Genomic DNA, 10585 nt, shown 5'->3' with positions numbered 1-10585 from the left:
AGTTTTGTCACTCAACAACGACTGGCGGACAACCCCTCCCATGGGAGGGATTTGAGCTCGCATTTGCTTGCCACTTATAATAATTTTCCGCTCTTCTTCCAGTCCTGGGACTACTTTATCTAACTCTATTTCATCCCCTTCCACTGGCAGTTTTGTTCGGTAGATAATTTCTTCGTAGAGTTCTAAGGCTTCACTTTGGGCTAAAACTACAGTTTCCCGGTATTTGTCTCCTCCAAAGGCACTCAAATCTGCTTGAGTAGTTTCCAGTTGAATCCGGGTAATTTTTCCATTTTCGCCAAACTCATTGCGCAAAACTGTCCCTACGCTCTTAACTTTATAAGCCTGGCTACTTTCTTCATGCTTTAATACCACCCAACTATTTGGGAAAATATTATCGTAGATATCATTAAGATCGATATGTTGCTGATTTGCGATCGCAAACCCTGGCCAGTCCATTGTGTGCAGGCTATCAAACCAACTTCCTGCGAATAGCCTTTCTGCCTGGGCTGCATCAAAATTGGCTAATATACTACGAATTTCCTGATTTATCAATCCATTATTGATTGGTTCCCAGTTTACAACAACAACATCAGGATTACTTGTGTCAATATGGGAGTAAAATACACCACGGTCTGTCCCTGCATATATATAATCATTGCTGCTTCCCTTAGTCGCTATACTTAGGGAATAGACAGTAGTTTCATTTGTCAGATTTTCGTTGTTAATCTCCTGCCAAGTTAAATTAGCAGGTACTTCAGCAGCAGGATCATCAAAAGGATTGTCGCAGAGAAATACCCCTGTGTTTGTCCCCGCAAATAATAGATAATCCTGATTATTGATTTTAGCCGCAACTAGTGAATATACATTTTTTTCATCGTTCAGGGTGTCAGTATTGTTAATCTTTGTCCACGTTATCTGCCCAGTGTCATTTTCCTCGGCACGAAATACACCCTGGTCAGTCCCAATAAAAATATAATAAGTAGTATCTTTTTTAATTCTCGCAATTGAATATACAATCGTGCCACTCAAGCCAATAGAGTTACTATCTCTGTTATTAATATCCTCCCAGATTCTCCCACTATCTTGAGACCTAAAAATGCCATATTCAGTACCCACATAGATGGTATTCCCAGAAACAGCAAGACAGCGGATAATACTGCTGGGCAAACTGATTGTTATGGGCTCCCATTCGTGTAATGGGTCTGGATCCCCTCCGATCGTAATTTTATGTTCGACAACACTAATCCCCCCACTACCTATTTCTACCCAGCTTTCTCCCAGGTCAATGCTTCTAAAAACATTCCCCTCCGTCGCCCCTGCAAAAATATATCCTTTCTCATTAACTGCTACAGAGTAGATATCAAGATTTGTTAAACCTTTGTTAATCTCTACCCAATTTCTGCCTTCGTCCCTAGAGCGGAAGATGCCATTATTAGTACCGACAAACAGACTACCAGTGTTTCCCTCGCGCACCAAAGCCCGAACATCAGCATTTTTCAACAAGTCTGTGGAAATTGACGTCCACTCCCGCTGGTCAATATAGTTAAAAACACCACCGGTGTCATCACTGTACAGGCGTTGCTCCTCCGGACTCAGTTCATTCCACTCGGGAGCCTCGCTACCAAATAGAGTGACTTGTTCCGGTAAAGCAAAGACTTGGATCTCGCTGCGGGGTTCCCAACCCAAACCTTTTTCCCAAGAAACAGTAGTATAATCTAGCTCGTCATCGGTTTCGACTGTTGCTATTGGAGTATAAAGACTTTCAGATAATTCTATTTCCTCCTCTACTATCAATAGAGCCTCGCCCTCTTCCAACTGAGTTTCAGTACCCGATAGCTTGAGTGATACGGTGTCTTCGCTTATGTCTTGCGGGACAATTTCTGAGGGTACATGGGGTTGCAGTAAATTCCACGCCCCCCGCATTTCCAAGGTTTCTACAGTCTCAAATACCTGGGGGTCTTCATCAGCGATGGGTACGCTTTCGACTGTAACTCCCTCGGGGACTTGGACAATCTCCGGTACATCCTCTGATTCTTCGATTGTAAAAGCTAGATAGGTACTGGCAGCAACACCTGGAGCTAGTTCGTAGCCCACTGTCCGACTCAGTTCCAGTAACGATAGTCGCTCGGTTGCCGTGTTTACAAAGCCTTCATTAGCGATCCGTTCTTGGTAGAACGTCAGCACTTCCATCACAGCCGCCCAACCATCTAGGAATGCGATCGCAGGGTCATCGTTGTGGCTAGCAGTCAGTTTTCCTAGGGGTCGCGAACCATCCTTTTGATTAGGGGGGATTGTCTGGGTATGCAACCCGGATTTCATCCGTTTGAGGCTATCATCATGCCTAGCAATCCGATAAGAGAGGGCTGTCAGCCCTGGTGGATTGTAAATTGGTTCTGGTTGGTTTTCTGGTGTTGATGTCATATGCCCCCCTCTAATTCAAACTCGATCAAACCATACTCTGGAGTATAAGGATTATTATCAACTCGCACAATGGACAACGTATCAGTGGCGATTACACCTCGGTTCAGTTCATCCTGAGGTGTCCGACCCCAAACCTGAAAACGGCTAACTTCAGCCCGGTACACCCCATCAATGTCCATCGTCTTCTGAATAATGCGACTTAGGAAAACGGGTTGACCGAAGGTGAAGTTATCTGGATGAAAAAAACCGCGCCTGCCACTCTTGTAATCTTTGTTGCCAAAGGTTTCCTCAAGAGCGCGTCTGATACTGTTTTGGAAATAGCCATCTTTAAGTGTTACCTGTAACACTATATCCAACGGAACGAAGGTCGGTTCGACAATTTCTAGGTCGTGACCCATCAATCGGAATGGCATGATATAGTCGCGCAATTCCTGCTTAAAAGCATCGTCAATCGGTTTGCCCTCATAGCGATCGACCGCAATAAACATAGTGTACCAACTACCAGTCCAGCTCAGTTGGGCAGCAGCCTTTTGCACCTCCGGGTAACGTTGCATTACCTCAACATAGTCTGCTTCTGTAACGCAGTTCTGACGAATGCGGAAAGCCTGAGGGGCATTCAGCCGGGCGTCGGGGATCGGTTCGGGGTCTACACCACCTTCGGCAGCTAAGGGGTTGTAAATTTTAGCAATTTTCCCAACCAGTTCTACGTAGTAATTGCTATCTTGGGTGATCACATAAGCGATCGCCTCTCGACCCACATTACCGGCAGTACCGTTACCACTGCGGTAGCTCGCTTTCATTGTCGAACCGGCTAGGGGGGCTTTACCCAAATTTCCGTCTCCAAAACGCAGGTAGGCTGTGCGATCGCTCTCCATTTCCACAACAAAATCTGAAGCAAACTGATTGCTATTCAAAAGGTCTGGTTGTGGATACCAGGTTTCCCAATCACCACTGTTACTAGCAGAAGATTGTAAACACAAGACTGGTACGGCGTTTTGAGGGTTTTGCTCTAATAGTTGTGCTGCGGGCTCTTCTTTTGCCTGTTCGTGCTTATAAACTTCGCTGTAAGTTAAATCACTTTTAGACAATTGGGGGCGATAGTCCCCGGATGCCTGCACGTTAGGCATGTTATTGTCTTCCTGACTTTTGCCGTGATCGGCAAGTACAATATTACCCCGGGCGAGGCTGAGGGGATCAGTAGTTTTCGGGCAAGAAGGTTTAGCGACGCACAGAGAGAATTTGAGTGCATCGGGAAGAGCCCATTCAATCTCAGTCAATGGCACTGCTGTATTATCTGGTGGGTCCTTAAATCTACCTCCGATCACGTCTTCTACGTCAGAATTGACGTTAGTCAAGCGCACCACCTGACGGTGCTCCGGATCGCCGTCTTCCCCTGTCTGCGGGTTTTTCACCTCTTCAAGTAACAGTAGGTCACCTTTTTGCAAATGTTTTAAATGCCCTACTAATGTCGCTGTCGTGGTACCTTTACTCAAGTAAAACTCAGTTGACCCCCAAGTATAGAACTCAATTTGATTGTGTTCCGATCGCAGTTCCAGGTCGTGTAGGGTTTGAAAAACCTTAGCCCCCTTTTTCTTGAGCACCTCTTGGGCTTCACGGGAATCAGACTTTAGCACTGGCTGCAATGTTGATGCACCCGTAACGAGCATGGAGTCCTGGTGGAGCATTACTGGCTCCATCCCAGACTGTAACTCCAGGTATACCCAAACCCGAGCATTACAGCCTTCATGCAATACGTAGTCTACCAGACGGCAGTGGCGACGGATAGAAATTCGTTGTCGAGCTTTACTCAGGTAGGCCTCTGTTGCCACTGCATCCTGATAATAGCTGGCGCTGTCTGCTGTATAAGCTAATATTTCTGTTAAAACAATTCCAATATCGGCTGGATTGCGCTCTCGCCATTTAGGCATTACCACCGATAGGCGATCAAGTATCAATTGGCGAAAGCTGCTATAGTCCTTTGCCAGATAGGTAATTTCGATGGATTCCTGAGTTTTCAGCTCTCCAAGTAGCGGCTGTTGCGGATCAATTTTCGTGGAGATTTGCTCCGGTTTTCGGAAGCCAAAGCTCAGCTCCTCAAAGAACGGATCTAGGTTGGATATATTAATCAGTTTTAATTGATAGGAATTGCTTTGCTCCTCACTATCTGATGATGTCAACGGATGCTCAACTTTGAGTGTCAGCAGATTTCCCTCTATGGTTAGTTCTAGCAACTGAACGTCACTGCTAACCACCCCACCTTTGGTAATCTGGATATTACCAAAAGTGACTTCTTCGGGAGCCACCTGTTTGCCTTCCAAACCTGGTGCTGCAGGGAGGAAATAAACTAGCAGATTCCACTCGTATTCAGTATCTTCTAGCCACTCAACTTGGATATAATCAAGGCCGATCTGAATCGGATGAGCGCTCACTGCCATCCGTCGCTGATGTCTGAATTCGCTATCCATTACTGTACAGTCCTTTATTCTCCCTGCTCGAATTTAGCCACTTCCCGTTGCTGATTACGTCTAATTATATAGACTACTGTCACAGTTAACTTGGTATCTTCAGTTTCTACCTGTAGTCCTTCTACGTGGATCAGTTCCCCCAACCACTCCTGTAAAGAACTTTGTACCATCAACTCAACAGAACTAGTGAGGTCTTGGCTATTGGGAGCAAAAATCAACTGCATTAAACCCGTGCCAAAAGTAGGGCGGTTGACTCTTTCTCCCGGAGTCGTGAATAGCACTTGCTCGATCATTTGACGGATATGTTCTGGCCAGTCCGCTTCTGCTACTCGCTTATTTTCGTCAATTTCAAAAGGATAAGCAATTTCCATTTGTTAACTCAATTTTGTCTAATTGAAAACTTATCAATGAGCACTTACATTACTTCCAGTGCCCCGTTATTAACGTTGACTTTAACCTGAGATAGGTTAATCTTTGCTCCACCACTGGCCTTGACATCTATAGCAGAATTAATGGCTATTTCCGAGCCATCATTACTTATTTTTATCCCAGAGGAAGCTAGTTGCATCTCTGATTTACCGTTCTTTAGCTGAATACCGTCATTTGTTAATTTCGCTGTAGATGATTTTTTATTTAATTCAATCCCCGATTCCTCCAGTTTCCCTTCACCACCTTCTTTCTCCTTGAGTTGAATCTGCTTAGCAGTGATATCCACTCCTGTTTCCTTAGTTTTCAACTCTAGTAAATCTTCTGTTAATTTTAAAAGCGTTTGCTGATCATGTTTAATTTCAATACCCTTCTTATCTAAGGTCAATTTAATAATTTTTTTGGCATTTTTATTATCTTTTTTAGGTAATTTAATCTCCAAGGTTACCCCTTCTTTTTTAGTTCGCCTACTCAAGATTAAAATTAATTCTTCCGTCTTAAAAACTTGAATCTCAGCAGGATCCCCATTTTGTTCGTAAGCAGCCAAAACTTCCTTAGGCACCTCTTCATTGGTCCAAAAGCAACCTGTCCAAATCGGGCGATCGCGATTCCCTCCCTCAAATTCAACCCAGATGTTCGCACCTTCTGGTGGTATTGTAAACATCCCCATATCTTTGCCCGTGTATGGCAAACAAGGCAGAGCCCAGTTTTCGTTGTCTACATCTAAAACCTCGGGAACAATTACTTGAAGGCGACCGAGATTTTTAGGGTCTTGATTTTTTTTGACTTTACCCCGGTATTTACCCAAAAAATTTGTCATCTAATTTTTGGTAATGGAGACTATGGCTTTTAACGACAATAAGAAAGCCATGTCGACCCATAGGTTGACAATTTAGAAACACTTCGAACCTCTCATAGACTACCATATCCTGAGATTGGATTACCGCTGCTTCATAAAACTGAACATAGTGCCATCGATCTAAATAATATGTAAGGTGATCAAGCTAAATAGTAGCGTTGCAACTCAGGGGAGTAAGCTGGTGCTCATGAAGGTAAAATAGATGGCAGTTAATCCATAGAAAAACTCTATGAGCGCATTTCCCGGTTCTCCACGTACCCTCAAAGGGGCGATCGCCTCAATCGATCCCTTGATTCCCCTACCCAAAGTGATCGTTTTCCAATATAATCCAGAGACGATGACACGCTCGCTGACATCCCGACTAGCGAGTAATGAGCAGCATGAGTCAGCAAAAGTTAGCCTACCACCAGAAGAAACAATCAGTCTGAAAATAGAACTAGATGCCACCGATCAATTGGAAACAGCAGATGACACAGCAGTCAATCTGGGCATACATCCCCAGTTAGCTGCATTGGAAACCCTAATATATCCGATGAGCGTGGAGGTGATCGCTAAGGAGGCTCTGTTGCTAGCAGGAACGATAGAACTATTACCCAAAAGTCCTCCACTAACGGTGTTTATGTGGGGAGTGAAGCGCATTGTACCAGTACAGATTAAGAGTATGTCCATTAATGAACTTGCCTATGATGTAAATCTCAATCCGATCCGCGCGGAAGTTAGCCTAGATATGCAAGTACTCAGTTATAGCGACTTAAAATTGTCAAGCGTGGGTGGTACTATGTTTATGGGTCATCAAGTCGCTAAGGAACTGATGGCAGCAATGAACATGGTTAACAGCATCAGTGGATTAGGATAAACGTTTTGAGACGACATTGAGACGATAGCTAAAGATACTTATGTTTGACGAAACAAGCCGTTACTACTATTTAGAAACCGAAAAATTCACCAACCCAGACGGTAGAATAATAGCCTACAAGCGCCGACGGTTTCTGCCCCAGAGTGACAAGTTACAGTTGCAGGTAGAATTGACAGTAAATGAAGGCGATCGCCTGGATCGGATTGCCAATACCTACATCGGCTCTCCAGAAATGTTTTGGCAAGTATGCGATGCCAACAATACCATGAATCCCTTCGAGCTGCTAGAACCGCCGGGTAAACAGATAAGGATCCCGCAGCCCTATATTATTGAACCTATTTAACTATTTTTTTTAGCCCCAAATAGAAAAATAAATGGTCTTCCTAGGCGTACAATTAACGATTTTAATCGGACCAACAGTGCCTAAACCAGCATCTCGCTTGCTCCTTGAATCCCTGACTAGTGTTGAAGTAACTAATAGCGATACTGGGCGATCAGGTTTTCAGATGAGCTTTACGGTCAGTCCCAGCGGGAAGTCAAATTTAGATTATCCCCTACTAAAGCAGGTAAAGCAGTTTAACAGAGTTGTCCTGGTGGTGACGTTCAATGGCAAACCTCACGTTCTCAGCGATGGTATAATCACCAACCAGCAACTACAACCAAGTACTCAACCGGGTGTCCCGTCAACGATAACGGTGACTGGAGAAGATGTCAGTGTGATGATGGATATGGAAGAAAAAATAGAAAAGCATCCATCCCAGAATCAAACGGCGATCACTATGAAAATTATTGGCAAGTACGCCAAATACGGTATTATTCCCAAAGTAAAGCCCCCTTCAGGGGATAAACCTCCCTTGCCGACGGAATATATTCCGATCCAGTATGGTACCGATCTCCAATACATTTTGGAGATGGCGGAGCGCAATGGCTATGTATTTTTTATTTCTCCTGGACCAGTGCCGCTGACTAATACCGCCTATTGGGGACCGCCTCCGAAGTTGGGTGTCCCCCAGTCAGCAATATCTGTGAATATGGGGTGGCATAGCAATGTGGACTCGATTAATTTTCAGTATGACGGACTGGCGGCTAGCCAGGCATCTGGAGAATTGCTGGACTGTAAAAAAAATAAGCCCAAGGAGGTAAAATCTGCCAAGAGCAAGAGTCCTTCCCTGGCTAGCTCTTCAGCCTTGAAGCAGCCCGTAGTGCGGAAGCGCTTGCTCCCGCCTCAGGGATTAAATCAGTCCCAGGCTAAGGCTGGGGTTCAGTCGATCACTGATACGTCTCTTGGCAAGGTACTTACCGTTGAAGGTGTGCTGGATGCCCAGAAGTATGGTAGCCTACTGAGGGCAAGGGGTTTAGTGGGTTTGCGAGGGGCTGGCAAAAGTTACGACGGACTTTATTATGTCAAAAGTGTCACTCATACTTTAGAAGTGGGAAAGTATAAACAAAGTTTTGTTTTGACCCGTGAAGGTTTGGGGACAACTGTTCCAGTGGTAAAAGTATGAATAATTTCTTTGGTAAATATCGCGGTACAGTAACGAATACGAAGGATCTAAACAAGCGCGGTCGCCTTGAGGTGAGGGTACCGTCAGTCTTGGGAGATAAGTGCTTGTGGGCTGAACCTTGTGTTCCTTATGCAGGCAAAGATATTGGCATGTTTGCTATCCCGCCGAAAGGCTCGGAAGTTTGGGTAGAATTTGAGGGTGGCAATAGAGAGCGCCCAATTTGGACGGGCTGTTTGTGGTGCCCGAATGAACTGCCAAAAAAGGCAGCTGAGGCGACTACGGCGGGGGAACCAGAGAAGTTGCAGATGTTTAAGACTCAAGGGGTTACGATATCCGTTAGCAGTCTCAGTAAAGGTAAGAAATATCTGTTACTAGAGGTGGCTAAACCAGTGGTGGATAAGCCCCTGAAGGTGCTATTTGATGAAAAGGGTATAGAAATAAACAATAATAATAAGACGACTGCTAAATTGACGGAAAAGGCGATCGAGTTGAAGAATGGAAAGGACTCTGTGGTTACAATAACCGAGGAGAGTATTAAGCTGGCGGAAAAGCAGGTAGAAGTAGAACTGAATAAAGATAAGATTAGATTAAAGAAGAGTAAGTCAATTGCCGAGTTAACGGAAAGTGCGTTTAACTTAGAGAAGGATAAATCGAAAGTACAGCTATCAGACTCAGGGGTAAAAATGAGTAAGACCACATCGGCAGTGGTGGAAATAACATCTTCAGCAATTAACTTGAAGAAGGGTTCCGCTAGTGTCGAGTTGTCCGGTAATAAAGTGAATCTGAACAAGGGGAGTCATCAGACAATGTGAGGGGAGTTCAAAATTCAAAATTCAAAATTCAAAATTCAAAATGCTTATAGCGTTTATCGTAGCTATTAGGTACAGATTATTTTTTGCTTCTTCCCTAACTTCCCCTCCTGGGAGGGGTTAGGGGTGGGTTCCTCTTGCCTCTTGCCTCTTGCCTTTTGCCTGCTCCGTTCGCGTAGCGTGGCCTACGGCCTCAGTCCCTGCTCCCTAAAACCCAGAGATTCGTACCTCATAGAAATAAGAATTGCTATCAATAGTTTTTTTGTAGAGCTTAATGGCTGATTTTATTCTAATTACAGGGGATAAAGCCATGTTTAACCCTACCTTTGGGGCAGCAACTGTGGTGCCCCAACCGGGTACCCTGGTGGGTTCTGGCAAGGACACGATTAATGGCAAGCCCGTGTGTGTGGATGGGGATGAGAAAAAAGTGATAGTACCGGGTTGTACGTATATGACCCCACAATACAGTATACCAGGGGTAGGTACTCTCACAATTCAATCCCTGGGAGGCAATCAAAAAGCTAAAAAAAATAAATCTGGTGGTAAACCAGTGTTGCTCAAAGGCAGCACGTTCACTGCTAAATTTCAAGTAATGACCCCAGCCCAGCAACCACCACCAGGCCCGGGACCACCAATTCCCGACGCTACTCCTCAATACTCGGGTACTGGTAGTTTTATTACTACTAATCTCAAAGTTAAAGGTGCTTAATGATGTCTTCACAGCCCTTACCATTAAGCTCTGAGTTCCCACCCCCTCGACATTTGCCACCGTTAGAAAATGGCGATCGCTTAACTTCCCGGGAATTCGAGCGTCGTTACAATGCCATGCCAGAACTAAAAAAAGCCGAACTGATAGAAGGGACAGTTTACATGGCATCGCCCCTACGTTTTCAACCTCATGCCCAACCGCACGGACGTTTAATCACCTGGCTGGGAGTTTATCAAGCTGCTACACCCCAGGTACAAATGGGCATTGAACCCACAGTCCGTTTGGATAGGGACAACCAACCGCAACCCGATGGCGTATTGTTAATTAATCCCGAAAGTGGGGGCAACTCTACCCTAAGTGAAGATGGATACTTAGAAGGAGTACCAGAATTATTGGTAGAAATAGCGGCTAGGGCGTGTTTTCAAACTATAACCACAAAAGAATGCAGGCGATCGTAATCATGGCTGTATAATTGGCAGCAAGTTTTTCATACCGGGTAGCGATACGTCTCCATTGCTTGAGTCGATTGATAGCC

The 10585-nt window shown here is 44.8% G+C and carries 9 protein-coding genes and 2 pseudogenes; 6 read left to right on the top strand and 5 right to left on the bottom strand.

From position 1 onward, the window contains the following. The 4 genes from F6K52_RS24745 to F6K52_RS24730 all read right to left on the bottom strand — a co-directional run. Window positions 1-2421: hypothetical protein (locus tag F6K52_RS24745; protein WP_293084253.1), on the bottom strand; the 2421-nt coding region annotated here is incomplete at its 3' end. Next, window positions 2418-4886 carry a putative baseplate assembly protein gene (locus tag F6K52_RS24740; RefSeq protein ID WP_293084248.1) on the bottom strand — a complete coding sequence of 823 codons (2469 nt, stop codon included), beginning with the start codon at window positions 4884-4886 and terminating at the stop codon, window positions 2418-2420. The genes F6K52_RS24745 and F6K52_RS24740, both read right to left, overlap by 4 nt. 14 nt (window positions 4887-4900) lie before the next feature. Then, window positions 4901-5257 carry a GPW/gp25 family protein gene (locus tag F6K52_RS24735; protein WP_071104674.1) on the bottom strand — a complete coding sequence of 119 codons (357 nt, stop codon included), beginning with the start codon at window positions 5255-5257 and terminating at the stop codon, window positions 4901-4903. A gap of 44 nt (window positions 5258-5301) precedes the next feature. Next, on the bottom strand, window positions 5302-6132 hold the full coding sequence (locus tag F6K52_RS24730) for a phage baseplate assembly protein V (protein ID WP_293084239.1): 831 nt from the start codon (window positions 6130-6132) through the stop codon (window positions 5302-5304). 268 nt (window positions 6133-6400) lie between these two features. On the opposite strand from F6K52_RS24730, the gene F6K52_RS24725 reads away from it, so the two are divergent. The 6 genes and pseudogenes from F6K52_RS24725 to F6K52_RS24700 all read left to right on the top strand — a co-directional run. Beyond that, window positions 6401-7027 (top strand): hypothetical protein, encoded by a 627-nt coding sequence (locus F6K52_RS24725; RefSeq protein ID WP_293084234.1) that lies wholly within the window; start codon window positions 6401-6403, stop codon window positions 7025-7027. 40 nt (window positions 7028-7067) lie between these two features. Next, window positions 7068-7370: a hypothetical protein gene (locus tag F6K52_RS24720; protein WP_293084229.1), complete on the top strand. Its 303-nt coding sequence runs from the start codon at window positions 7068-7070 to the stop codon at window positions 7368-7370. 31 nt (window positions 7371-7401) lie between these two features. After that, window positions 7402-8532 (top strand): hypothetical protein, encoded by a 1131-nt coding sequence (locus F6K52_RS24715; RefSeq protein WP_293084226.1) that lies wholly within the window; start codon window positions 7402-7404, stop codon window positions 8530-8532. Continuing rightward, window positions 8529-9344 carry a phage baseplate assembly protein V gene (locus tag F6K52_RS24710; RefSeq protein ID WP_293084220.1) on the top strand — a complete coding sequence of 272 codons (816 nt, stop codon included), beginning with the start codon at window positions 8529-8531 and terminating at the stop codon, window positions 9342-9344. Before F6K52_RS24715 ends, F6K52_RS24710 begins: the two co-directional genes overlap by 4 nt. A gap of 271 nt (window positions 9345-9615) precedes the next feature. Next, window positions 9616-10050, top strand: a complete 435-nt coding sequence (locus tag F6K52_RS24705; RefSeq protein WP_070393320.1) for a hypothetical protein — start codon at window positions 9616-9618, stop codon at window positions 10048-10050. Continuing rightward, a pseudogene (locus F6K52_RS24700) lies at window positions 10050-10466 on the top strand (Uma2 family endonuclease); the annotation flags it as partial. The gene F6K52_RS24705 and the pseudogene F6K52_RS24700, both read left to right, overlap by 1 nt. Before the next feature lie 10 nt (window positions 10467-10476). On the opposite strand, the pseudogene F6K52_RS24695 reads toward F6K52_RS24700, so the two are convergent. Further along, window positions 10477-10585, bottom strand: a pseudogene (locus tag F6K52_RS24695) (IS5/IS1182 family transposase); the annotation flags it as partial.

The sequence above is a fragment of the Moorena sp. SIO3H5 genome (genome assembly GCF_010692395.1).
GTDB lineage: Bacteria > Cyanobacteriota > Cyanobacteriia > Cyanobacteriales > Coleofasciculaceae > Moorena.
This window is presented reverse-complemented; position numbering and strand designations above follow the sequence as displayed.